This is a genomic window from Phenylobacterium sp. (assembly GCF_030698145.1).
In the GTDB taxonomy this organism is placed as follows: domain Bacteria; phylum Pseudomonadota; class Alphaproteobacteria; order Caulobacterales; family Caulobacteraceae; genus Phenylobacterium.
In genome coordinates this window covers 15,007-37,207 of sequence record NZ_JAUYNW010000008.1, presented here as the reverse complement: position 1 = coordinate 37,207, position 22,201 = coordinate 15,007, and the positions used below count along the sequence as shown (strand labels likewise).

The following is a 22,201-nucleotide window of genomic DNA, read 5'->3' as shown; positions in this document are numbered from 1 at the left end:
CGTGGCGGCGCCGGCCGGGACGCTTTCCGACAGGATGGACCGCCGAACGCTCTTGGGTCTCGGCTTGGGGGTGCTCGTCGTCGCGGACCTGGCGCTGGCGTTGCTGCCGTCGATCGGCGGCGTCCTCATCGGCGTGGCGCTTTGGGGCGTCCACATGGGGGTGACGCAGGGATTGCTCTCGGCCCTGGTCGCCGACGCCGCGCCAGACCGGCTGCGCGGGACGGCGTTCGGCGTTTTCAACTTGGCGACCGGCCTGACCCTGTTGCTGGCGAGCACGCTGGCCGGTGGCCTCTGGACGGCGTTCGGCGCCGGCGCCACGTTTCTCGTCGGCGCTGCATTCTGCGTGATTGCGCTCGCTGGTCTGCTGTTCTGGGTGCGTCGCGCCGCCTAGCGGCCATGGGCCAATCCGCTCGACGGCGAGAGATATCCATCGCGCCAGATGCGTGCGGCGCCGGCTTCACGCCGCCAATGAAAGCTCCGCTGCCGACCCGGCCGTTGCGGCGAAACGTGCGGGTCAGCCCGCCTTGCGAGGGGCTATGGAGCGAGGTCGGGCATGCCGAGCGTACCGGCCATGACTCGTGCGAAATCTTCGAATTCCTTGGACTTGTAGAGCGGCAGCAATGATCGAGCGTCATCGCCAGCCAACCACCGTAGCCGCGGCGTGGAGGTGGTCACCGCTTCGTACACGAGGTCAGCGACTTCCTGCGGATCCTGGACAGAACTGAACTGGCCGACGAAGCGGCCAGTAGCCTCGCGAAACCGCGTCCCTGTTGGCCAGTGCGGCGACGTTTCATTGAAGGCGGGGTCGATGACCACATTATCTTGAAAACTAGTTGGAAACCCGCCGGGCTCGATGACGGCGACGCGGATTCCGAAGGGACGCAGCTCGAACCACATCACCTCCGACAGCGCCTCGATGGCATGTTTGCTGGCGGCGTAGAGGCCGGCATAGGGCGCCGACATCCAACCGACCAGGGAGGACAGGTTGACGATGGCGCCTGATCCGTTGGCGCGCATGCCCGGCGTGACCGCGCGGACCATCCGGATTAGGCCCAGGACGTTGGTATCGAACTGCAGCCGGACGCTGTCGTCAGAGACCTCGTCCACCGGCCCGACGACCTCGACGCCGGCATTATTGACCAGAGCATCGATCGGAGCCTCGGACTCCGCAAACGCCACGCCAGCGGCGATCGACGCCGGATCGGTGATGTCGATGCGTACCGGCTTGATCGCTAGCCCTTCGGACCGCAGCGCTTCCAACGGCGCGGCCTTGTCGGGGTTGCGATATCCGGCGTGGACCGTATGGCCAGCCTGGGCGAAGGTCTTGGCCGTCAGCAGGCCAAAGCCGCTGTTGGCGCCGGTGATCAGAACGTTCAAGGGCATTTTGCGTCTCCGCTGTTTGGAAGCGGCCCGCCAGGTGCAGACCACGAAACTCTTTGGAAAGAACAGCCGCGCGGGCGGGGCGCCTTCATCGGAAGTAGATGTCTCGCCGCTCCACGGGTACGGATTGGTAGATCGGCGCACGACCAAGCCCGAGTCGCGCGCGAGCCGCCGCAAGCGGCTCCGCCATCAGGTGTTCGTAGTCCTCGCCGGGCAGCCAGACCGCAGAACGGCCGCGCCGATAGCCTTCAATGATCGCCCGGCGCACGGGAAGACCGGTATCGCCAGCCCGCGATAGCAATCCCAGCGCGATAAAGGCCCAGCCCAAGGAGCGTGTCTGAGCATAGGAAAAGGCCACGAGGCAGGCCTCGCCCAGCCCGTCTCGGCCGTATCCGGTGAGGATGTGCCAAAGATCATGGCTGTCGCGGATGCGCCGGCCGTACCAAGCGAGCGGATGGGGCTCATCGACCTCTTCGGCGGCCACACCTTTGCGGCTTTCTTCGGCGAGGCCCTCTGCTGACAGGTTTTCGCGGGCTGTGAATTCCGCATAGGCCGCACCAACTGTTCCGGGCGCGAAGGCGTCAAGCCGGGAGCGGTCCATCAGCCGCTGGACGAGTTCGACACGCTCATAGGCGAGGCGGCCTCCCCGAGGCGATTTAAGGAGGCGACTATATCCGTCTAACTCGGACCTTCCCGACAAGGCCCGCATGATCTCGAAGACATGCTGAGTGTCGTCCTTGTTCGCCAGAAGACGCCGCAGCGCTCGGAATGCGCGGACCCAGTCGCGCCGATAACTTGATCGCGAGCCTGAACGTTCAAAGTTACAGTCTTGTGTGGCGACGGTCATGGTTAGCCTCCGGAGTGGGGGTCGACAGTTCCCTGGTGGGCCTAGAAGGGCGCGGTCATCGGATCGGGGCCGATCCGGCCATCGGGCGTATCGAGTTGCGCCAGACGAGCCATGTCGTCCTCATCGAGTCTGAGGTCGAAGACGTCCGTGTTTTCGCGAATCCGCGCCGGGGTGGTCGACTTTGGAATGACGATCAGATCGTTTTCGATGTGCCAGCGGATAATAGTCTGAGCCGGCGTCACGCTGTGCTTCTTGGCGATCGCGCCCACGGTGCTGTCATCAAGCAGCGTTCCAGTTCCTAGCGGACTCCACGACTGAGTTCGGATATCGAATCGAGCGTGGAACTCGCGAAGGCGACGCTGTTGGAACCTCGGGTGCACCTCGATCTGGTTGACCGCGGGCGCGACCCCGGTCTCGTCCATGAGGCGCTGCAGATGCTCCGGCTCAAAGTTTGAGACCCCGATCGACCGGGCTCGCCCTTCCTCTTTGAGACGGATCAGGGCGCGCCATGTCTCAACGTAGAGATCGCGCTTCGGCGCCGGCCAGTGGACGAGGTACAGATCGACCGCCTCCAGTCTCAATCTCATGAGGCTTTTGTCGAAAGCGACCAGGGCGGCGTCGTAGCCCTGGTTGTCGTTCCAAAGCTTGGTGGTGATGAAAAGCTTGTCGCGTTCGACACCTGCGGACGCCAAGCCCTCGCCGACCCCACGTTCATTGCGATAGGCGGCGGCTGTATCGAATAGTCGATAGCCGGCGTCGACAGCGGCGCCGACGATCTGAGCGGCGTCTTCGTCCGGCGCCTGCCAGAGGCCGAGCCCCAGTTGGGGCATGCGGGCGCCGTCGTTCAAGCCGACATTGGGACTCTTGGGCGGCATTGAAATTCCATATGAAGGTCCCGTACCGCGCTTCGCCATAAATGCTTCTCCTAGCGCCCAGTCGATGTTAATAGACACCGTAGAGCAAAAATGTCCACCTCGTCCACTCCTTTCCAGCGCAAGATCCTGAGCGCCGCCAAGACCGTGTTCTCTCGGCACGGGTTTCAACGCGCGAGCATGGCCGACGTCGCCCAGGTGGCGGGCGTCTCGCGAGCTGCGCTTTATGTGAATTTTCTGGACAAGGCGGCCCTGTTCCAGGCGCTGGCGAAATCGATCATATCCGAGAGTCTGGAGGCTGCTGCAGCGGCCTGGGAGGACGGCGCGAGCCTGGAAGCCAATCTGAAGGCGACCATCCTGGCCAAAGACCTGCCGATATACCGCCTATTGCACCTGTCGCCTCACGGCGGGGAGTTGCTGAATGTCGACGTCGATTTGACGTCCTCGACCGCCAACGAGATGGACAAGGGTTTCGCTGAAATCCTGAGATTGCATGCTGAAAAGCTCGAGCGAACCGGCCAAGCCGAATTCTCGGTTTTCAGTGGCTGCGAACGTTTCGGCAGCTTGGTGACCGCCCTCGCGGGCGGTCTGAAACATGAACTGAAAACCGACCAGTCCTACATTGACGGCGTAGGCGCTTTATCCAAGGTCGTGGCTCGGTCAGTTGAGAAGCGCTCTAAGGAAACATCAATCACAATAGCAACTTAGCCCGCTTCAATAGGGCGATGGAGTTCGTCCGAACGATTGCGGCAAGCCTCGAAAGGACTTCGCCATGGGTGCCCTATCGGCCGCCCGGATCAAAACGGTTCAAGATCACATGAGGCTGGAAAGCCAGGGCGATTGGGATGCCGTGATCGCTACGTTTGAGCATCCGCGTTACGAAATGTATGGCGCGGGCGCGATCTTTGACGGCGAACCAGCGGTTCGCAGATATTTCGAACTGTCGCGAGCCCCTTTTCCGGACCAGGGCAACGAGACCATCGCGATAGCCGCATGCGGCGACACGGTCCTTGTGGAGTTTTGGCTTACCGGAACCCACCTGGGACCCCTCAAGCTCGTCGACCGCATCGTCCAGCCCACCGGACGAAGCTTCAGGGTCCGCATGGCGGCAACCTTTGAATTCGCGACCGGGAGCGACAGGATCATCTGCGAGCGTCCCTATTTCGATCAGGGAGCGGTCATTCGGGCGCTTGGGCTCGCTTAGTGGCGGCAAGCCGTAACTGAAGAACACAGTCTTGGAGGCGTCAAGGGCGCGTTGCTGCAAGGGGGTGGACGAGGTGGACAAAAATCATCTATAGTGTCTATACGCACCGCTTTGGGGCTGGGAGAAGCGTTTATGCCAAAGCGCGGCACGGTGTTGGTAGCCGGTGGATCCGGATTTATCGCGGGCTTCTGCATACCGCGACTGATCGATGAAGGCTGGCGGGTGCGCACCACGGTTGGCGCTCACATCACGAGCAGCGTTCGGACGGTTCGGGGATCATGACACCTATCCTACTCTTCGAGCCGTCATATCGCCGACTGGACGCACGTATCGCCCAACACGCGGCCCAACTGGATCTACTGCTCATGCAGCCGGACGGCGTCATCATGCGAAACGGCGCTCCGGTGCCGGTTGACGAGGCGCGCCCGGAAATCGGCTGGTTGAACACTGACCTATTCGGCGCGCCGGTCGGGCGAGACTACATGGTCGCGCTTTTGAAATCGCCAGCTCTGCGATGGGTGCAAAGCGCCGCGGCGGGCTTTGAAAAGCCGATCTTCGCTGAGGTCGTTCGCAAGGGCGCGATCCTGACGACGAACCATAGTCATTCAATCGGCATATCCGAGTATGTGCTGAGCACGGTGCTCGATCATTTCCAACGCGGGCCAGACCGCCGCAAGGCCCAGGCCGAACACCGTTGGGCACCGACGCCTTATCGCGAGGTGGCTGGCTCGAATTGGCTCATCATCGGGTTTGGGTCGATCGGGCAAGATGTTGCTCGGCGCGCGCGAGCCTTTGGCGCGACTGTCGTCGGGGTCCGCCGCAGCGCCAGCGTACACCCGCTGGCTGACGTCACTGTGTCGCCAGAGCAGATTGCGACCTTCTTGCCAGAGGCGGACGTCGTCGTGATGTCGCTGCCGTTGAGCTCCGGCAGTGTCGACATGGTCGACGCGAAGTTCCTGGCGGCGATGAAGGCGGCGTCAGTGTTCGTCAATGTCGGCCGGGGCGGGCTTGTAGATGAGGCGGCTCTGCTGGAAGCGCTCGATCGAGGCCGGCCTGAGCGGGCGATCTTGGACGTGTTCCGCACAGAGCCGTTACAGCCCGATAGCCGATTTTGGCAACATCCTAGGGTGACCTTGACGCCGCACGCCTCGCCAATGGGCTCAGGGTTGTCGGCGCGCAGCGACGCGCTGTTTCTAGATAATCTCGGGCGCTTTCTGAACGGTGAGACCTTGGTGAACGCGGTAAGTGCAAGCGAAGTTCTGGCTGGGAGTGATTTGAATATTCAACCATGAAACGACAAACAGTAAACGATATTGAACTTATATCTCAAGAAAGTATTTCGTTATATAAGAAGACCACAAATACCAATGACTCGTGACAATTACTGAGATCGAAGCGAGGCGTGGTTTGTGGTTGATTCAATAACGAACTAAATTGCGCAATTTACAACTATGTTATCTGAGCAGCTCAGGTGAATGCGGAAACCTAACCAGGTGGTCGATTTTCGTCAACTTCGCTATTTTCGGGCGGTGGCCGACGAGCTGCATTTTGCGCGCGCTGCAGCGAGGCTGGGAATTGAGCAGTCGCCGCTCAGTCGCCAGATCCAAAGCCTGGAGGCTGATCTTAAGGTGCGGCTGTTCGAACGCACCCGTCGGTCAACATGGCTGACTGCGGCTGGCGAGCGCTTCGCGCTCGATGCCCGCCGCATTCTCGCCGACGTAGATGCTTCCGTACTCGCCGTCCGCGCCTTTGCCCAAGCCGGCCAGGTGTTACGCCTCGGGCTCTCTGAAGGCTTCGCGAGCGCGGCCTTCGGTGGGCTGCTACGCGCGTGCGAGACGGCCGAGCCTCGACTGCCGATCATCTTGATGGAGCGACCGCTGGCAGAGATGTCCCGGTTGACCATCGACGGCGGACTCGATGCGATGCTGGCGCCCGAGAAGGCCGCGACACCGGAACTAGAGAGTCACGTCGCATGGACCGAAGGCCTGACATTGTTGACGCCGTTGACCGGCGACTGCCACCACGGGGGAGCCATCTGGCTGAAATCGATGGGGGACGGCCCCTGGATTCTTCCCGACCCACAGACGCTGCCGGGCTTCGCGCGTCAAACCGAAGATTTGCTGGCAAGCAAAAGTCTCAAGGTTTTGGGGAGCCACTGCCGCCAATCCGGCCACAATGATCAGGATGGTAGCAGCCGGATTGGGGAGCGGCCTGCTGCCACGCTCGCTGGCGGTGACCACACACGAGGTGGTCATGCACCCCTTGCGCGACGGCGACGCCCGGCTGACCACTTGGCTCACGATCCGGCGAGAAGATCGGTCACCGCTGATCGCAACCCTTCAAGACCTGGTCCAGTCCGCAGCCGAAGAGCTTCATTTCTCTGCATAGGCCTCCAGCACCAGGTCGCGGCTGACCAGAACTCGGATCGGATGGCCAGGGCGTGCCGTGATGGTCGGCCTGATGTCGAGGTTGCGCCGCGTCAGTTCTTGCCCGACCTGGTTGACGATGTCCTGGCCGCCATTGCGCGCCGCGATGACGATCTGCCCGTCGCGCCCATTGGTCTGCGGCGAGGCGAACTCGGCGCCCACGCCCAGTAGACTCGACACAGCTGCGCCGCCGACCAGACGACGCCAATGGCGGTCAACGCTGTCCGCCACCCCCGCGAAGCCCTGAGCATCGACGCCCGGGAGCCGGTCGAGGATCACGGACCGTCCGTTCGGCAGGATCAGTCGAGTCCAGACCACCATGGCGCGGCTGTCGCCGAAGGCGGTCTGGCTGTCATAGGTTCCGAGCAGGCGCGAGCCCTGATCGAAACGCGGTCTCTGCGTGCCTTCAGGCCCTTGGGGCTGTGTTGGATCGATCGAGCGGTCGTTGGTCGTTAGTGGCGGGGGCCGACGATGAGGCCACAGCGGAAGAGGATCTCGAGGCGATAGCTTGAGGCCCCCGCGGTCGAGTTACCCGCCCCCATCTAAGCGGCTTTGACGGCGTGAGCTTCGATCTGCACGCCAAGTTGCCGACGGACCGCGCCAAAGATGGCCGACAGATTGTCCATGCTGGGATTGCCCCCACTGGAGAGCATGCGGTGCAGGCTCTTGCTGGGTCGGTCGGTCTCCTTGGCCAGCCCCTCGAAGCCGACGGTCGCGTTCACCAGATCGCGTAGGATCAGCCGCGCCGTTTCCGGTTCGCCATTGAGAAAGAGCATCGCGGCCTCGTCGAGCAGCGCTTTAGCGAACTCGGGCTCACGCGCCACCCGCTCGGTGACCGTCTGTTTGAAATCCCGGGTCAGCGCCATGTCATCGTCCCTTCCTGGGCTTCGCCTTCGGGCTGGGTGCTGCGGCCCCCGCCCTCTTGCGGGCCTTGTATTCGTCGTACAGCGCCTTGGCCCGATCGATGTCGGCCTGCTGCCCCTTCTTCGTCCCGCCGCCGAACAGCACGATCAACTCGACGCCGTCCTTCGCTAGGTAGATCCGGTAGTCGGGGCCCCAGTCGATCACGCACTCCCCGATGCCGGAGAACCACTTTACGTTCGAGGTGTTGCCCAACTCCAGACGCAACTTGGCTGTGGTGACCTTGGCCGCCGCCTGTGCGTCAAGGCTGTCGAACCAGACCTGGTAGGGGCTGGAGTCGTCCTCCCGAACATACTCGACAACGATGATTGCCATCTAGATGGTAGCCTTTATGTTACTATTGATCAAGCCTGCCGATCGGCCGCAGCGACGGCCCGGTCTAGGTCATGGTTAGCGCCAGGCAGGTGCCGGTCTTATCGACCTCCCACCAGCGCAGTCCCTCCCCCTCGCCGCGACGCACGCCGGTCAGGGCGATGAAGCGCAGCAGCTTGAGGCCGACACTGTTGTGGCGGGGCTCATTGTTACGGTTGCGGCTCTCGGCGAGGACGGTCAGGGCCGCGCCGAAGCAGCGGTACTGGTAGGCTGTGAGCAGGGCCTTGCGCTGGTCGCCGGCGAACCGCCGCACGCGCTTCACGGGGTTCTCCGCGATATGGCCGGTGTCCACGGCCCAGTTGCAGATCGAGCCGAGCAGACCCAGCACCCGCGTCGAGGCGCCGCGGCCGCCGCGAACGATCGAGCGGCCTCGCCGTCTCGTCCGGATGTTCCGGGCGGCTTTGCCCTCGACGATGTTGACCTTCAGCCGCTCGACATCGGCGCGGGTGAGCTCGGCCGCCTTGAGCGTCCCGATCAGCGGCTTAATCTGGGCGCCGATGCGGCTCTTGTCCGTAGCGATGGTCGACGGCCGCTTGGACTTGCCGCCGCGGCCGGCGATCAGGCCCTGTTCAGCCGCCTCGATGTAGAGGTCGCAGAGTTCGCCCACGGTGACGGCGTCGCGCGCCTCCTGGCGGATGGCGGCAGGGTCGTCGCCCTCGATCACTGCGGCCAGCTCGAGGCGGGCGAGCTCGCGGGCCCGCTCGACGGTCAGCGGCCCGTAGGCGCCAAGGCCGAGCAGGCGCTGGCGACCCCCGCGTGTGCGGTACTTCAGGACGAACCGCTTGCGGCCGGTCGGGAAAACGCGAACGCCGAAGCCACGGATTTCGGTATCCCAGCACACCACGCCGCTCGGCTTGGTCGCGGGCGGAAGGGCGTCTACAAGGCGTTTGGTGAGCTTCGGCATGGGGCTGCGGGCGGTTGAATCTGCGACCACAATGCGACCAGCAGGAAGCGAACCGCAACCCGCCCAAGCGAACTCTGTCGTAGGTAAGTTTATGAAATCTATAAGCTAATCGTGTCGTGTCGTACTCGGTCGAAGCCCAGAAAGCGGCCCGGAGCCGGCACCCCCGCGCAACACCGGCGACGGTTCGGTGTGGGGGATCGAGCTCGACCTTTCCACACCGCTGACGGCGCTGGGGATGGAGAACACTGGGGTGTTCTTCAACTACTCCTGGCTCGACAGCGAGATCGACGACGAGTTCGGATCGCGCCGCTTCAACGACCAGTCGGACTACGTCTTCAATATCGGCTTCATCCACGACATCCCGACATGGGGCGCGGCGTTCGGGGCGACCTACCGCAAACAGGGCGACGCCTTCGGGCGGATTGTGGGCGAGGAGGTCACGACCTCCTACGGCGCCGACCTGGAGGTGTTCGTCGAGAAGCGTTTCGGCGACCGGTTCGTCCTGCGCCTCACGGGCGGCAACCTGCTGAACGCCAACAAGGACGAGGTCTTCAACAAGTTCGACACCGCGGCCGACCAGCGCGCCCGCGACTTCGCCGAGTATGAGGTCGAGACCGAGGAGGCCGGTCCGGTGTTCCAGCTCGTGGGCCGGATGACCTTCTAGGGCGCTTCCTAGGGCGCTTCGGTTAGAGCGCCTTGGTAAAATAGAGGGCGAGGTCGTCGTCGACCTCGACCGTCTGCATCGGGGTCACGTTGGTCCCGTTCCAGGCGATGCCCCGCCCGTCGGGCAGGTAGCCGCGCAGCACGTAGAGCCGCTGCGCGGGCCCATAGTCCGGATAGAGCCCGACCCCGATCCCGGCCACCGGCCAGCGTCTGGCGATCAGGGCCTCGGCGGCGTCCATCAGGCGCGAGCCGACGCCCCGGCGGCGGAGGTGGGCCAGGACGTTGAAGTCCTGGATCTCCGGTATCCCCGCGGCGCGAAAGGGGCGATAGGTCGACTCCCACTTGACGGTCAGATAGCCCGCGAAGGCGCCGTCCAGCCGGGCGACGAGGATGGGCCGTTCGCCCGCCGTCTGCTCGTCCAGATATCGCAGATACTGGGCGGCCGGCTTGGTCCAGCCCATGGCGGCGAAGGCCGCTTCGAAGACCGGCGGGTCATCGTCTCGAAGTGGCCCGATCTCTAACATTAGTCGAACAGCTTCTGGCTCAGATAGACGTAGTGCCGCGCCCAGCGCCTCGCGTTGAGCTCAGGGTCGGCGTCGTTGGCGTGGCCGCCGAAGGTGTTCTCGAAATAGAGGTAGGGATAGCCGAGAGACTCAAGCTTGGCGGCGAACTTGCGCGCGTGGCCGGGGTGGACCCGGTCGTCGCGGGTGTTCGTCGTGACGTACGGCTCCGGATATTTCTGGCCGGCCTTCAGGTTCAGATAGCCGTCGTACCTCGCGATGAAGGCGTGGTCGGACGGAACCTCAGGGTTGCCGTACTCGCCGACCCAGGACGCGCCCGCCGACAGCTTGTGATAGCGCAGCATGTCGGTCAGGGGGCTCTCCACCACCACCGCGTTCCACAGTTCCGGATGCTGGGTGAGCGACACGGTGGTCAGCACCCCGCCATTGGAGCGGCCATAGATGCCGAGCCGGCGCGCCGAGGTGATCTTGCGCGCGGCGAGGTCGCGGGCCACGGCGGAGAAGTCGTCAAAGGCGAGCTGGCGTTTCTCGCGCAGCACCGATTGGTGCCAGGCGGGGCCGAACTCGCCGCCGCCACGGATGTTGGCGATCACATAAGCGCCGCCGCGCTCCAGCCAGATCTTGCCCATCTCGGGGATGTAGATCGGCGGCTTGGCGACCTGGAAGCCGCCGTAGCCGTACATGATGGTCGGCGTGGTTCCGTCCAGCTTGGCGGCCTTGGGGCGGACCACGAAATAGGGGATCTTCGTCCCGTCCGAGGAGGTCGCCCAGTACTGGTCGACTTGGTCCTTGGAGGCGTCGAAGCGGGCGGGCAGGGCCTGGGCCTGGACCGCCTCGCCCGTCGCCCCGTCGGCCAGCCACAGGCTGTTGGGCGACAGGAAACTCTCGGCGGCGACGAACAGCTGGTCGTCGCGGCCGGAGGCATCGCGCAGGGTCAGGGTGGCGTCCTTGGGCAGGTCCAGGCGCCGCGCCGTCCACTTGCCCTCCCTCAGGTCATAGACGTCGACTGCGCCCTTGACGTCCTCCAGCAGCTCGACGGCCAGCAGGCCCTTGGTCTCGGCCACGTTCTGGATCGCCTGGCGCGGGCCGGCCTGGAAGATCAGGGTCGGCGCGGTGTTAAGCGCCTTGGGGTCGTAGGCGATCAGGGCGCCCGATCCGAACCCGCCCCAGGCCTCCTGCAGGGTGAAGACCATGCGGCCGTCCACATAGGCCTGGTATTGCGCCTTCTTCGGCAGGGCGATGCGGGTCAGTTTCCCGTCGGCATAGAGGTTGTACTCGAACTCGAAGAAGCTGACGCCGCGCTGGACGAGGACGCCGTCGGCCTTGCCCCCTTCGCCGCGCAGGACGACCGCGGTCGCCAGGACATCGGTCTTCTCGCCGCGGAAGATCTCGCGGGGTTCACCGGCCCGGCCGACGATCTTGACGACATAGGCGTAGCCGGACTCAGTGACCTCGCCCGGCGTCCACTGGCGCCAGGCGACCAGGTTGTCGGTGTCTAGCCAGTCAGCGCCCTGCTTGCCTTCCGGAGAGTGGAAACCACCCTCGACGAAGGCCTTCCTGGCGGTGTCGAATTCGCGCAGTTCGACGGCGTCGCCGCCGCCGTTGGAGAGCCTGACCAGGCAGCGGGTCTCGGCGGGCTTCAGGCAGGTCGCGCCCTTCCAGAACCAGTTCCGCCCCTCGGTCTTGGCGAGCTGATCGATGTCCAGCACCACGTCCCAGGCCGGCTGGGCCGTGCGGTAGGAGGCCTGCGACGTATGGCGCCAGACGCCATGGGTGTTGACGGCGTCCTGCCAGAAGTTGTCGATCCCGTCCGCGCGGAAGGCCGGCGCCGGAATGCGGTCGGTGGCCGTGAAGATCGCGCGACCCTCGGCCAGGAACGGCCCGTAGCGCGCATCGCCCTCCAGCCTCTGCGCGGCCTTGGCGTTCTGGGCCTCGACCCAGGCCATGGACCGGGGGGAATCGATGTCCTCCAGCCAGATGAACGGGTCGGCAGCCGGGGTCTGGGCGAAGGCGGCGGCGGCGAAGGACAGGGCGCCTGCGAGCGCCGCGGACATGAGCTTCATGGCGTCATGAATAGGTCGCCCAGGCAGGGTCTGTCTCGCCAAAGGTGATCGGCCGGCGTTTCTCGCCTATATACCCCCGGCCATGAGCCGTCCGTTCCTGAAGATGAACGGGCTCGGCAACGACTTTGTCGTGGTCGAGGCCCGATCCGCGCCCTTTGCGCCGACACCTGAAGAGGTGCGCGCCATCGCCAGCCGCGAGGCCGGGATCGGCTGCGACCAGCTCGTCGCCATCGAGCCCTCGGACCGGGCCGACGCCGCGGTGCGCTTCTGGAACGCCGACGGCGAGGAGGTCGGCGCCTGCGGCAACGCCAGCCGCTGCGTGGGCTGGCTGCTGATGGAGGCCTCCGGCCGCGACGAGGCGGTGATGGAGACGCAAGGGGGGTTGCTCACCGCCACCCGCGCCGGCGACAGGATCGTCAGCGTCGACATGGGGGTCCCCGGACTCGACTGGACCCAGATCCCGTTGGCCGAGGACATGGACACCAAGGGGATCGAGCTGCAGGTCGGCCCCATCGACGCGCCGATCCTGCACACGCCCGGCTGCGTCTCCATGGGTAATCCGCACGTGGTGTTCTTCGTGCCCGATATCGACGACGCCCCGGTCACCCAGGTCGGGCCGATGATCGAGCATCATCACCTGTTTCCGGAAGGCGTGAACGTCGGCTTCGCCCAGGTGCTCGCCCGCGACCGCATCCGCCTGCGGGTCTGGGAGCGCGGCGCGGGCCTGACCAAGGCCTGCGGCACCGGCGCCTGCGCGGCCCTGGTGGCCTGCCATCGCCGCGGCCTGACCGACAACAAGGCGACCCTGGTGCTCGACGGCGGCGAACTCACCATCGAATGGCGCGAGGCCGACGGCCATGTGATCATGACGGGTCCCGCCCAGGTGGACTTCACGGGGACCCTGCCGTGACCAAGCCGGTTGATATCGTCACGTTCGGATGTCGCCTCAACGCCTATGAGAGCGAGGTCATCCGCGCGCGCGCCGCTGAGGATGGGCTCGAGAACGCCATCGTGTTCAACACCTGCGCGGTGACCGGCGAGGCCGTGCGTCAGGCGCGCCAGGCGATCCGCAAGGCGCGGCGCGAACATCCCGACGCCAGGCTGATCGTCACCGGCTGCGCCGCGCAGATCGATCCCGCCGCCTTCGCCGGCATGGCCGAGGTCGACCTGGTGCTGGGCAACGCCGAGAAGTCGCAGGCCGGCGCCTATTCGGCCAGCGCGCCGGAAGGCCGTGTCCGCGTCAACGACATCATGAGCGTGCGCGAGACCGCCGGTCACCTGATCGACGGGCTGAAGGACCGCGCGCGCGCCTATGTGGAGGTCCAGAACGGCTGCGACCACCGCTGCACCTTCTGCGTCATCCCCTATGGCCGGGGCAATTCCCGCTCGGCTGCCGCCGGCGAGGTCGTCGAGCAGGTCCGCAAGCTGACCGCCCAGGGCTATCTGGAGGTGGTGCTGACCGGGGTGGACATCACCAGCTGGGGGGCCGACCTGCCGGGCCAGCCGAGCCTCGGCCAACTGGTCGCGCGCATCCTGAAGCTGGTCCCCGAATTGCCGCGCCTGCGGCTGTCGTCCATCGACGCCGCCGAGATCGATCCCGACCTGATGCGCTGCCTGGCGGATGACTCGCGCCTCATGCCGTATCTGCACCTGTCGCTGCAGGCCGGCGACGACATGATCCTCAAGCGCATGAAGCGCCGCCACCTGCGCGCCGACGCGCTGAAGCTGATCGCCGACGTGCGCGCCGTGCGCCCCGACACCGCATTCGGCGCCGACCTGATCGCCGGTTTCCCCACCGAGACCGACGAGATGTTCGAGAACACCCTGCGGCTGGTGGAGGACGGCGGCCTGTCCTTCCTGCACGTCTTCCCGTTCAGCCCGCGTCCCGGCACGCCCGCCGCGCGGATGCCTCAGCTCCAGCGCCCGGTGATCAAGGACCGCGCCGCGCGCCTGCGCGCCGCCGGCGAGGCGGCCCTGGCGCGGCACCTGGCCCGCCAGGTCGGACGCACGGTCACCGGCCTGGTGGAACGCGACGGCGTGGCGCGGGCCGAGGACTTCACCGAGATCGCCTTCACCGGCGAGGCGGCGGTGGGCTCCATCGTGGCGATGACAATCACCGGCCACGCCCGCGGCAAGGCGTTGGGTCATGTGGCGGTGCTGGAGGCGGCGGAATGAGCGGTGAGACCGGCGGATGCCAGTGCGGCGCGGTGCGCTTCAAGGTGACGGGGGAGCTCGGGCGGGCGTCCATCTGCCACTGCCGCATGTGCCAGAAGGCGTTCGGCGCCTTCTACGGCCCCTTGGTCTCGATCAAGATCGACGAGCTGGAGTGGACGCGGGGCGAACGCAAGCGGTTCGCCAGCTCCGACAATGTGGACCGTGGGTTCTGCGGCGACTGCGGCACGCCGTTGACCTTCGAGTGGAGTCCGCACGTGATCGACGTGGCCATCGGCGCCTTCGACGACCCCGCGCCGATCCGGCCGGTGGTGCAGATGGCCCTGGAGAGCGCCGTGCCCTGGGTGGCCGAGCTCGCCGACCTCCCGGCCAAGACGCCGGAGGAGGAGGCCAAGATGCAGGCCCACTATGCCACGATCGTCAGCCATCAGCACCCGGACCATGAGACGCCGGAGTGGCCGCCGCGCGGCTAGCCGGCGTCCGGCCGCCCCCGGCCCGGGAAGCCCGGCAGGCTCCAACTCCAGAGGATCGCGCCGGCCCGGATCAGGAAGGCCGCCAGGAAGCCCGCGATCCCGGCGGGAACCGACGGCAGGCCCGCGATCTCCAGCAACACGAAGACTCCGGCCCCGATCAGGGCGCAGGTCACATAGATCTCCCGGCGCAGCAGCACGGAGGGTTCGTGGGCGAGCACGTCGCGGATCACCCCGCCGAAGCAGGCGGTCAGAACGCCCATGACCACGGCGGAGAAGGCCGGCACGTCCAGCGCGCCGGCCTTGGCCGCGCCCACCACGCAGTAGGCGGCCATGCCCAGCGCATCGAGCCAGAGCAGCACCCGCATCCGGGCCTGGCCGGCGCCGAACACCCAGACCGCGAGGGCCGCGGCCAGGCAGGCCAGGATGTAGCCCGGACGGTCCACCCAGAAGACCGGCGCTCCGATCAGCAGGTCGCGCAGGGTGCCGCCCCCGACCCCGGTCACGGCGGCGAAGAAGCCGAAGGTGATGATGTCGTGCTTCCGGCGCGCGGCGGCCAGCGCCCCGGTGGCGCCGAACACCGCCACCGCGCCATAGTCGAGCCAGACGAGGGTGGCGGCGAGGGCGTCCATGTCCGAACCTCTATCGCGCAACCCTCCAAGCCGCTAGAAGCCCGCCCATGACCGAACCGAAAAAGGGCTGGCTCCAGCGTCTGACCAGCGGGCTCTCGCGCTCGTCCAAGCAGATGACCGAGCAGGTGGTCTCCACCTTCACCAAGCAGCCGCTGGACCAGGCCAAGCTCGACGAGCTGGAAGAGATGCTGATCGAGGCCGACCTCGGCCCGCACTCGGCCGCGCGCATCACTCAGCGCTTCTCCGACGAGAAGTTCGGCAAGAGCGTCGACGAGCAGGAGATCAAGGAAGCCCTGGCCGAGGCCATCGGCGCGGAGCTGGAACAGCGCGAGGGCGACTTCGATCCGCTGTCGGGACCCAAGCCCTATGTGGTGCTGTTCATCGGCGTCAATGGCTCCGGCAAGACCACGACGCTCGGCAAGATCGCCGCCGACCTGACTGGTCGCGGCGCCAAGGTTCTGGTGGTGGCGGGCGACACCTTCCGCGCCGCCGCCGTCGAGCAATTGAAGATCTGGGCCGACCGAGCCGAGGCCGACTTCATGTCGCGGCCGACCGGGTCGGACGCGGCGGGCCTGGCCTTCGACGCCATCGAGACGGCCAAGGAGAACGGCCATGACGTTGTGCTGATCGACACCGCCGGCCGCCTGCAGAACAAGCAGGGCCTGATGGACGAGCTCTTGAAGGTGATCCGGGTGGTCAAGAAGACCCTGCCCGACGCGCCGCACGAGACCCTGCTGGTCCTGGACGCCACCGTGGGCCGCAACGCGCTGGCCCAGGAGAACATCTTCGGCAATCAGATCGGGGTGTCGGGGATCGTGATGACCAAGCTGGACGGCACCGCCCGCGGCGGGGTCCTGGTGCCGGTGGCCCAGGCCAGCGACAGCCCCATCAAACTGATCGGCGTGGGCGAGGGGATCGAGGACCTACAGCCCTTCAAGGCGCGCGCCTTCGCCCGTTCGCTCGTCGGCCTGGAGGACGCATGACCCTTTCTCCCACCGCGCGGAAATGGGTGCGCGGCATCGTCGACTTCGGCGGGCTGGCGGCCTTCCTCGTCGCCTATTTCGTGACCGGCAAGGACATGATCGCCGCCACCTGGGCGCTGGTGGCCGGCTCGGCCCTGGCCTTGCTGATCGGTTTCGTGGTGGAGCGGCGGATCGCCCCCTTCCCGCTGATCGGCGGGGCGGCGGCGCTGTTCTTCGGCGTCCTGACCCTGGTCTTCCACGACACCCGCCTGCTGAAGATCAAGCCGACGGTGATGAACACCGCCTTCGGGGTGATCCTGCTGACCGGTCTGGCCCTGCGGAAGAACCCCCTGAAGGCCCTGCTGGGCGAGGCCATGCAGATGCCCGACGAAGGCTGGCGCAGGCTGACCCTGCACTACGGCCTGTTCTTCCTTGGCCTGGCGGCCCTAAACGAGGCCGTCTGGCGCACACAGCCGGACGATGTCTGGGTGGTGTTCCGCTTTCCGGGCCTGCTGATGCTGTCGGTGGTGTTCTCGTTCAGCCAGGTGCCTCTGATGATGAAATACGCCAAGACCGACGAGCCGCCGCCGCCGCACGTCGAATAGCCCCCTGGCGATTGCGCCGCCCACGGACCATCTGTCGTCAAATCGACACTGTGGCGCGTTAGCGTCAGCGTGCGGACAAGACGCGGATTGGGGCAGCCGATGGCCAAGGCCAAGTCGAACGACAAGTCGGGCAAGGGGCTGCCGGCCCTGGACCGGTCACCTAGCCACCTGCTGCACCGGGCCCTGCAACTCGCGCTCGACATCTATGCCGACGAGTTGGGCGCAGGCGCGATCACCCAGCGTCAGTACGCGGTGCTGGCGGCCGTGGAGGCCCACGAAGGCCTGACCCAGACCGACCTCGTCAAGATCACCGGCATCGACCGCTCGACCCTGGCCGACATGGCCGCGCGGATGATCGCCAAGGGCTTGCTGGAGCGCCAACGCTCGGCCTCCGACGCGCGGGCCAACGCGGTCAGCCTGACCGAGGCCGGCTGGGCGACCCTGGAAGAGGCGCGGCCGAAGATGGTCAAGGCCGACGCCCGCCTGCTGAAGCTGCTGGGCTCCCACAAACGCGAAGCCCTGGTCGGAGCCCTGCGCGACCTGGTCCAGGCCGGCGAGCCGCCGGCGGAGAAAGCGCCCAAGGCCGAGAAGGCCAAGAAGGCCGACAAGCCCAAGAAGAAGAAGCTGAAGAAGGCGGCCTGACCGCCAAGACCCAAGGCTCGGCCCTAGACCCGGATATCCAACAGGGACCCCGGCCGCAGGATCTTTTCCGGAGGATCGGCGGGCAGGTTCACGGGGATTTTCTGCGCCAGCGGTGCAGGTGCAGCCATCGCCGCCTGCGCCTGGGGCGCCGCCCTGCCCATGGCGGCTTCGAAAAAGGCCCGCTGGCCCGGGTTGCGCGACGGCTGGACGCCCTGACTGGGCGTCTGGGTCTGCGGGAAGATCGGCGGGCGGACCGTGCTCACGGGCGGGCCTTATGGTTAACGGAATCCTCGCGAACCTGCCTGCGCCACCTCAAGGTTTGGTTAACGGCGGCCCTTGGCCAGCAGGGCCCGGGCGCTTTCCGGGGTCAGAGGGCCCGTATGCTTGGCCAGGATCACCCCGTCGGCGCCGACCAGATAGGTCTCGGGCACGCCGGTGACGCCGAGCTCGATACCGGCCCGGCCGTCGCGGTCGACCAGGCGCTCGGTGAAGGGATCGCCCAGCCGGCCGAGGAAGGCCTTGGTGTTCTCCGGGGCGTCCTTGTAGGCGACGCCGACGATCCGCACGCCCTGGCCCTTCAGCGCGACCAGCACGGGATGCTCGATCTCGCAGGGGGCGCACCAGGAGGCGAAGATATTGACCAGGACCGGGCCTTCGCCCTGGCCGACCGCGGCGCGCAGGGGCAGGGCGCGGCCGTCGTCCAGCCGGGGCAGGCTGAGTTCGGGAATCGGCTTGCCGACCAGGGCGTCGGGCTGCACCTGGGGATCGCGTTTCAGCGAATAGACGCCGAACAGCACGGCCAGGGCCGCCAGGGCGGCCAGGGGCAGCAGCGCCAGCCAGCGGTTCACTTGCCGTCCTTCTCCACGCGGCGCCGCCAACGGCGGGCACGCGATAGCGTCGCGCCGATCATGGCGGCGAAGACCAGGGCGGTGATGGCGTAGGCCGGCCAGACGAAGGCCGCGTACTTGCCGGCGTCGAGATCCAGCATGTCAGCTCCTGGCCGCGCGCAGGGCGGCGGCCTCGGCGCGGCGGCGCCAGACCTCGCCGCGGATGCCCACCAGCCACAGGGATCCGAAGGCCGAGGTGTAGGCCAGCGCCATCAGGGCCAGCGGCCAGAGGAATTCCGGACCCATGGCCGGACCGTCGGCGCGGAACACCGTGGCGCCCTGGTGCAGGCTGTTCCACCAGTCGACCGAGAACTTGACCACCGGCAGGTTGACGATCCCGACCAAGGCCAGGATCGCGGCGGCCCGCGCGGCCTTGGTCTCGTCGTCGAGCGAGGCGCGCAGGGCCATGTAGGCCAGATAGAGCAGGAGCAGCACCAGCACCGAGGTCAGGCGCGCGTCCCAGACCCACCAGGTCCCCCACATGGGCGCGCCCCACAGGGCGCCGGTGACCAGGGCCAGGAAGGTGAAGGCCGCGCCCAAGGGCGCGGCGGCCTGGGCCGCGGCGTCGGCCAGGGCGTGGCGAAAGACCAGGGACAGGAAGCTCGCCCCGGCCAGGCACGCATAGACGAAGCTCGCCATATAGGCGGCGGGCACATGGACGAACATGATCCGCACGGTGTCGCCCTGCTGGTAGTCCTCGGGCGCGGCGAAGGCCAGCCACAGGCCGGCGGCGGCCAGGCCGGCCGCCAGCACGCCGAACATCGGCGCGGCCCAGCGGGAAAAGGCCATGAACCGCTCAGGGTTCGACAGGAAAGCCGGCGCCGGGATCATCCGGGCGGATTAGACCCCGGCGCGGCCGTGGGCAAGGCGCCTAGCGCGGCGACCGCGGCGGGACGGGTGGCTCAGGGGACATGGGCGGCGGCAGCAGGGGTTCGCCGTCGAAATCGTGCATCCTCGGCATGTGATGCATCACCGCCATGGGGCCCAGCGGCATGGGCCCGAAGCCCGGCCCGGCGAACATCAGCATCGGCATCTCGTCGAAGGCGCGCTTCTGGCGCTCGTCGAGCGCCGCGTAGAAGGCGCGCGTGGCGTCGATGCGGGCCTTCATGGCGGCCTGGTGCTCGGCCATCCGGGCTTCCATCTCGTCCAGGCGGGCCATGGTGGCGCGACGTTCGACCGCGTGCTCGAAGTCGACCACGTGGTCGCGCCTGGACTTCACCGCCTCTAGATAGGCCTTCAGCGCCAGCTCCTGGTCGGGGCGAAGCTGCAGGATCGCCTTCAGATGGTCGTCCCGGTGGCCATGGCGCAGGATCATGATGCTGCGGTCGGGGCCCGCATGGATCATGACGTCCTTGTCGACGAACTTCTTGGTCCAGGTCTTGGGGGCCGGCGCCGTTTTGGGTTCGGCGGCGAGCGCCGCTCCGGCGGAAAGGGATAGGGCGGCTCCCGCGAGCAGCCAGGTCAAGCCTCGAGACATCGCCGTTTCTCCCTGTTGGCGGTTGCCGAGAGACCGACGTTCCGCGCCGACCATGGCGAAAAGTGGCCAAGGACGGCGCTTCCAGGTGAAGCTTTCGTAATGTCGCGGGGCGGACGGCGGGCCCGTCCCGCGATCAGGGGCTAGCCGCGTTCACCCATCCGGCCGTGATGACGGCCGCCGCCGTGACCACCGCGCCCGCCCCGTGGCCCCAGGGCGTCGAAGGCCTTCTGCTGGGCGGGCGAAAGCTGGGCGTAGAACCGCTTGGTCGCCGCGGCGTGCTGCTCGAACCGGGCCTGGTGCTCGGCCATCCGCGCCTTCTGGGCGTCGAGCCGCTGGGGCGTGGTCATCTGGGCCATCTCCCCGCGGCGTTCGCGGAACTTACCCCGCTCGCCGGCGGGCGGCTGGTGTGCGCCGAGGAACGCCTTCAGAGCGGCCTCCTGGTCGGGGCGAAGCTGCAGGGCGGCGCGCAGGTGCTCGGCGCGGCGGGCGGCGCGTTCGGCCGGATCGGCATGGCGCATTCCGTCATGGCTGCCGGCCTTATCGCCGTGGCCCGGCATGGCGGTGGCCGGAAGGGGCGGCTGTTGGGCCAGACTGGCGGTGGCCAGGCCGCCGGCGAGGATCAGGCCGCCCAGCGCCAGCGGCGCGAGCTTTCCAAGGTTCATTGTTCGCAACTCCAGATTCATGCCCCTTGCAGACTTGAACGGGCGGGGGCTCGAAGTCCGTCGCTAGACCCTTTCCAGTTCAGAGGGCTTCATCTGAATTGGATGACAAGGGTCTAACTTCAAAAGCTTAGATCGTGACGGGCGCCTGAACCGGTATCCACTTCAGGCTGTCACGCTCTAGGAGAGTGCGTTGCGGCAGGCGGCCGCCATGGCGATCGGGCCCAGGGCCACGGCGGCGGCGGCGTAGGCGGCGAGCAGGGCGAGGCCGGAGGTCCAGGGCAGGCCGCCCGTGAAGGCGTCGAGCGCCCCGCCGCCAAAGATCACCGGCGGCACGAACAGCGGCAGGACGATGACGGCGGTGAGCAGGCCGCCGCGCCGGGCGCCGAGGCTGAGCGCCGCGCCGATCCCGCCCACGAAGGCGAAGGCCAGGCCGCCGATCAGGGCGCAGGCGAAGATCACCGGCGCCAGGCGCGGCTCGGCGCCCAGGGCGATGGCGGCGACGGGCGCGGCGAGGGCCAGGGGCGCCCCGGTGGCGATCCACTGGCCCAGGCACTTCAGGGCGCAGGTGATCTCCAGGGGCGTCGGCGCCATGACCAGCAGGTCGAGCGCCCCGTCCTCGTAGTCGCGCTCGAACAGGCGGTCGAGGGAGAGCAGGGCGGCGAGCGCCAGGGCCACCCAGGCCGCGCCGGGCGCCACGGCCGTGAGCCGCGCCGGCTCCGGCCCGATGGCCAAGGGAAGCAGGGTCGCCACCCCGGCGTAGAAGCCCACCGAGACCAGGGGCCCGCCGCCCCTGCCCCAGGCCAGGGCCGTCTCGCGCGACAACAGGGCGAACGCGCGGCTCACGCTCCGATCTCCAGGGCGCGGGCGGGGATCGGCAGCGGATCGTGGACGGCGGCGACGATCATGCCGCCGGCGGCGAGATGCGCGGCCATCATCGCCCCGAACCGCAGCCGCCACTCGGCGTCCAGCGGGCTCAGCGGTTCGTCCAGCAGCCACAGGCCGCGCGGGGCGGCCAGCAGGCGGGCCAGGGCCAGCCTGCGCCTCTGGCCCGCCGACAGCCGTCGGACCTCCAGCTCGAGCAGGGGCGCGAGCTCCAGGGTGTGGGCCGCGGCCTTGGCCGAGGCCGAGGTCCCTCCCGTCCACAACGTCCAGAAGGCGAGCTCCTCGCGGACCGTGCGGGCGGGCTTCTGGCCGTCCTGATGCCCGGCCAGGTGGATGTGGTCGCGGCGCGCCAGGTCGGGGTCGAGATCGCCGAAGCCGATGGTCCCGGCCTCGGACGCGACCAGGCCCGCGATCGCGCGCAACAGGCTGGTCTTGCCGGCCCCGTTGGGGCCCGTGAGCGCCGCGGCCTCGCCGGCCTCCAGGGTCAGGGTCAGGCCCTGGAACAGCCGTCGCCCGCCCCGGCGCAGAGCCAGGTTGTCAATCTCCAGGCGCGCGATCATCTCGGGGTGGTTCCCGCCGCATGGACGAGCCGGTTCCCAGCGGCTATGACGCGCGCGGCCGTCGCCACCTCGGGGGG

29 protein-coding genes and 2 pseudogenes are annotated in these 22,201 nt (G+C 67.2%); 13 read left to right on the top strand and 18 right to left on the bottom strand.

Annotated features, from left to right (window positions below; translation table 11 throughout):
- The coding region (locus tag Q8Q77_RS00675) for an MFS transporter (RefSeq protein ID WP_305580139.1) at positions 1-391 on the top strand (391 nt) is incomplete at its 5' end.
- Between the two features lie 143 nt (positions 392-534).
- Here Q8Q77_RS00675 and Q8Q77_RS00670 read toward each other — a convergent pair.
- The 3 genes from Q8Q77_RS00670 to Q8Q77_RS00660 all read right to left on the bottom strand — a co-directional run bounded on the left by Q8Q77_RS00670 (position 535) and on the right by Q8Q77_RS00660 (position 3,075).
- On the bottom strand, positions 535-1,377 hold the full coding sequence (locus Q8Q77_RS00670) for an SDR family oxidoreductase (RefSeq protein WP_305580137.1): 843 nt from the start codon (positions 1,375-1,377) through the stop codon (positions 535-537).
- A gap of 91 nt (positions 1,378-1,468) precedes the next feature.
- Positions 1,469-2,227, bottom strand: a complete 759-nt coding sequence (locus tag Q8Q77_RS00665; RefSeq protein ID WP_305580135.1) for a Coq4 family protein — start codon at positions 2,225-2,227, stop codon at positions 1,469-1,471.
- 41 nt (positions 2,228-2,268) lie between these two features.
- Entirely contained in the window at positions 2,269-3,075 is an 807-nt protein-coding gene (locus Q8Q77_RS00660; protein WP_371130379.1) for an aldo/keto reductase, read from the bottom strand.
- A gap of 117 nt (positions 3,076-3,192) precedes the next feature.
- Between Q8Q77_RS00660 and Q8Q77_RS00655 the strand changes: the two genes are divergently transcribed.
- The 5 genes and pseudogenes from Q8Q77_RS00655 to Q8Q77_RS20660 all read left to right on the top strand — a co-directional run bounded on the left by Q8Q77_RS00655 (position 3,193) and on the right by Q8Q77_RS20660 (position 6,691).
- Complete coding sequence (locus Q8Q77_RS00655; RefSeq protein ID WP_305580131.1) at positions 3,193-3,807, top strand: TetR/AcrR family transcriptional regulator; 615 nt, start codon at positions 3,193-3,195, stop codon at positions 3,805-3,807.
- A 64-nt stretch (positions 3,808-3,871) separates the two neighbouring features.
- A complete protein-coding gene (locus Q8Q77_RS00650) occupies positions 3,872-4,303 on the top strand; it encodes an ester cyclase (RefSeq protein ID WP_305580129.1) in 432 nt (143 codons plus the stop codon).
- Between the two features lie 365 nt (positions 4,304-4,668).
- Positions 4,669-5,595 carry a D-2-hydroxyacid dehydrogenase gene (locus Q8Q77_RS00645; protein WP_305580127.1) on the top strand — a complete coding sequence of 309 codons (927 nt, stop codon included), beginning with the start codon at positions 4,669-4,671 and terminating at the stop codon, positions 5,593-5,595.
- Between the two features lie 183 nt (positions 5,596-5,778).
- Positions 5,779-5,973, top strand: a pseudogene (locus Q8Q77_RS20665) (LysR family transcriptional regulator); the annotation flags it as partial.
- Between the two features lie 505 nt (positions 5,974-6,478).
- A complete protein-coding gene (locus tag Q8Q77_RS20660) occupies positions 6,479-6,691 on the top strand; it encodes a LysR substrate-binding domain-containing protein (RefSeq protein WP_371130382.1) in 213 nt (70 codons plus the stop codon).
- On the opposite strand, the gene Q8Q77_RS20655 is transcribed toward Q8Q77_RS20660, so the two are convergent.
- The 4 genes from Q8Q77_RS20655 to Q8Q77_RS00625 form a co-directional block, all read right to left on the bottom strand.
- Positions 6,676-7,098 carry a TrbI/VirB10 family protein gene (locus Q8Q77_RS20655; RefSeq protein ID WP_371130381.1) on the bottom strand — a complete coding sequence of 141 codons (423 nt, stop codon included), beginning with the start codon at positions 7,096-7,098 and terminating at the stop codon, positions 6,676-6,678. The two genes, Q8Q77_RS20660 and Q8Q77_RS20655, sit on opposite strands and share 16 nt — an antisense overlap.
- Before the next feature lie 173 nt (positions 7,099-7,271).
- Complete coding sequence (locus Q8Q77_RS00635; protein WP_305580123.1) at positions 7,272-7,595, bottom strand: DNA-binding protein; 324 nt, start codon at positions 7,593-7,595, stop codon at positions 7,272-7,274.
- 1 nt (position 7,596) lies between these two features.
- Entirely contained in the window at positions 7,597-7,965 is a 369-nt protein-coding gene (locus Q8Q77_RS00630; RefSeq protein ID WP_305580121.1) for a type II toxin-antitoxin system RelE/ParE family toxin, read from the bottom strand.
- Positions 7,966-8,029: 64 nt separating this feature from the next.
- Positions 8,030-8,926: an Arm DNA-binding domain-containing protein gene (locus Q8Q77_RS00625; protein ID WP_305580119.1), complete on the bottom strand. Its 897-nt coding sequence runs from the start codon at positions 8,924-8,926 to the stop codon at positions 8,030-8,032.
- Between the two features lie 169 nt (positions 8,927-9,095).
- Between Q8Q77_RS00625 and Q8Q77_RS00620 the strand changes: the two are divergent.
- Positions 9,096-9,590 (top strand): annotated as a pseudogene (locus tag Q8Q77_RS00620) (TonB-dependent receptor); the annotation flags it as partial.
- A 22-nt stretch (positions 9,591-9,612) separates the two neighbouring features.
- Here Q8Q77_RS00620 and Q8Q77_RS00615 read toward each other — a convergent pair.
- Positions 9,613-10,113: a GNAT family N-acetyltransferase gene (locus Q8Q77_RS00615; RefSeq protein ID WP_305580117.1), complete on the bottom strand. Its 501-nt coding sequence runs from the start codon at positions 10,111-10,113 to the stop codon at positions 9,613-9,615.
- Positions 10,113-12,173 (bottom strand): prolyl oligopeptidase family protein, encoded by a 2,061-nt coding sequence (locus Q8Q77_RS00610; RefSeq protein WP_305580115.1) that lies wholly within the window; start codon positions 12,171-12,173, stop codon positions 10,113-10,115. The genes Q8Q77_RS00615 and Q8Q77_RS00610 overlap by 1 nt, the downstream gene beginning before the upstream one ends.
- An 82-nt stretch (positions 12,174-12,255) precedes the next feature.
- Here Q8Q77_RS00610 and dapF point away from each other — a divergent pair, with 82 nt between their 5' ends.
- The 3 genes from dapF to Q8Q77_RS00595 are packed head-to-tail and all read left to right on the top strand — an operon-like array spanning position 12,256 to position 14,818.
- A complete protein-coding gene (gene dapF / locus Q8Q77_RS00605) occupies positions 12,256-13,083 on the top strand; it encodes a diaminopimelate epimerase (protein ID WP_305580113.1) in 828 nt (275 codons plus the stop codon).
- Positions 13,011-14,348: a tRNA (N(6)-L-threonylcarbamoyladenosine(37)-C(2))-methylthiotransferase MtaB gene (gene mtaB / locus Q8Q77_RS00600; RefSeq protein WP_371130378.1), complete on the top strand. Its 1,338-nt coding sequence runs from the start codon at positions 13,011-13,013 to the stop codon at positions 14,346-14,348. The genes dapF and mtaB overlap by 73 nt, the downstream gene beginning before the upstream one ends.
- Positions 14,345-14,818, top strand: a complete 474-nt coding sequence (locus Q8Q77_RS00595) for a GFA family protein (RefSeq protein WP_305580109.1) — start codon at positions 14,345-14,347, stop codon at positions 14,816-14,818. The genes mtaB and Q8Q77_RS00595 overlap by 4 nt, the downstream gene beginning before the upstream one ends.
- Here Q8Q77_RS00595 and Q8Q77_RS00590 read toward each other — a convergent pair.
- Positions 14,815-15,447 (bottom strand): trimeric intracellular cation channel family protein, encoded by a 633-nt coding sequence (locus Q8Q77_RS00590; RefSeq protein ID WP_305580107.1) that lies wholly within the window; start codon positions 15,445-15,447, stop codon positions 14,815-14,817. The two genes, Q8Q77_RS00595 and Q8Q77_RS00590, sit on opposite strands and share 4 nt — an antisense overlap.
- A 47-nt stretch (positions 15,448-15,494) precedes the next feature.
- On the opposite strand from Q8Q77_RS00590, the gene ftsY reads away from it, so the two are divergent.
- The 3 genes from ftsY (at position 15,495) to Q8Q77_RS00575 (ending at position 17,656) form a co-directional block, all read left to right on the top strand.
- Entirely contained in the window at positions 15,495-16,430 is a 936-nt protein-coding gene (ftsY, locus tag Q8Q77_RS00585; protein WP_305580105.1) for a signal recognition particle-docking protein FtsY, read from the top strand.
- Positions 16,427-17,014: an inner membrane-spanning protein YciB gene (locus Q8Q77_RS00580; protein ID WP_305580103.1), complete on the top strand. Its 588-nt coding sequence runs from the start codon at positions 16,427-16,429 to the stop codon at positions 17,012-17,014. Before ftsY ends, Q8Q77_RS00580 begins: the two co-directional genes overlap by 4 nt.
- Before the next feature lie 99 nt (positions 17,015-17,113).
- Complete coding sequence (locus Q8Q77_RS00575; RefSeq protein WP_305580101.1) at positions 17,114-17,656, top strand: MarR family winged helix-turn-helix transcriptional regulator; 543 nt, start codon at positions 17,114-17,116, stop codon at positions 17,654-17,656.
- 23 nt (positions 17,657-17,679) lie between these two features.
- Here the strand turns inward: Q8Q77_RS00575 and Q8Q77_RS00570 are convergent, their stop codons facing one another.
- From Q8Q77_RS00570 to ccmA, 8 genes are all read right to left on the bottom strand, one after another.
- A complete protein-coding gene (locus Q8Q77_RS00570) occupies positions 17,680-17,919 on the bottom strand; it encodes a hypothetical protein (protein ID WP_305580099.1) in 240 nt (79 codons plus the stop codon).
- A 60-nt stretch (positions 17,920-17,979) separates the two neighbouring features.
- Complete coding sequence (locus Q8Q77_RS00565; RefSeq protein ID WP_305580097.1) at positions 17,980-18,504, bottom strand: DsbE family thiol:disulfide interchange protein; 525 nt, start codon at positions 18,502-18,504, stop codon at positions 17,980-17,982.
- Positions 18,501-18,644, bottom strand: coding sequence for a heme exporter protein CcmD (gene ccmD, locus Q8Q77_RS00560; protein ID WP_305580095.1), 144 nt, complete (start codon positions 18,642-18,644; stop codon positions 18,501-18,503). The genes Q8Q77_RS00565 and ccmD overlap by 4 nt, the downstream gene beginning before the upstream one ends.
- 1 nt (position 18,645) lies before the next feature.
- Positions 18,646-19,374 carry a heme ABC transporter permease CcmC gene (ccmC, locus tag Q8Q77_RS00555; protein ID WP_371130377.1) on the bottom strand — a complete coding sequence of 243 codons (729 nt, stop codon included), beginning with the start codon at positions 19,372-19,374 and terminating at the stop codon, positions 18,646-18,648.
- A 40-nt stretch (positions 19,375-19,414) separates the two neighbouring features.
- On the bottom strand, positions 19,415-20,020 hold the full coding sequence (locus Q8Q77_RS00550) for a Spy/CpxP family protein refolding chaperone (protein ID WP_305580092.1): 606 nt from the start codon (positions 20,018-20,020) through the stop codon (positions 19,415-19,417).
- Positions 20,021-20,160: 140 nt separating this feature from the next.
- Entirely contained in the window at positions 20,161-20,682 is a 522-nt protein-coding gene (locus Q8Q77_RS00545; protein ID WP_305580090.1) for a Spy/CpxP family protein refolding chaperone, read from the bottom strand.
- A 177-nt stretch (positions 20,683-20,859) separates the two neighbouring features.
- Entirely contained in the window at positions 20,860-21,525 is a 666-nt protein-coding gene (ccmB, locus tag Q8Q77_RS00540) for a heme exporter protein CcmB (RefSeq protein ID WP_305580088.1), read from the bottom strand.
- Entirely contained in the window at positions 21,522-22,124 is a 603-nt protein-coding gene (gene ccmA, locus Q8Q77_RS00535; protein WP_305580086.1) for a heme ABC exporter ATP-binding protein CcmA, read from the bottom strand. Before ccmA ends, ccmB begins: the two co-directional genes overlap by 4 nt.
- Between the last annotated feature and the right edge of the window lie 77 nt (positions 22,125-22,201).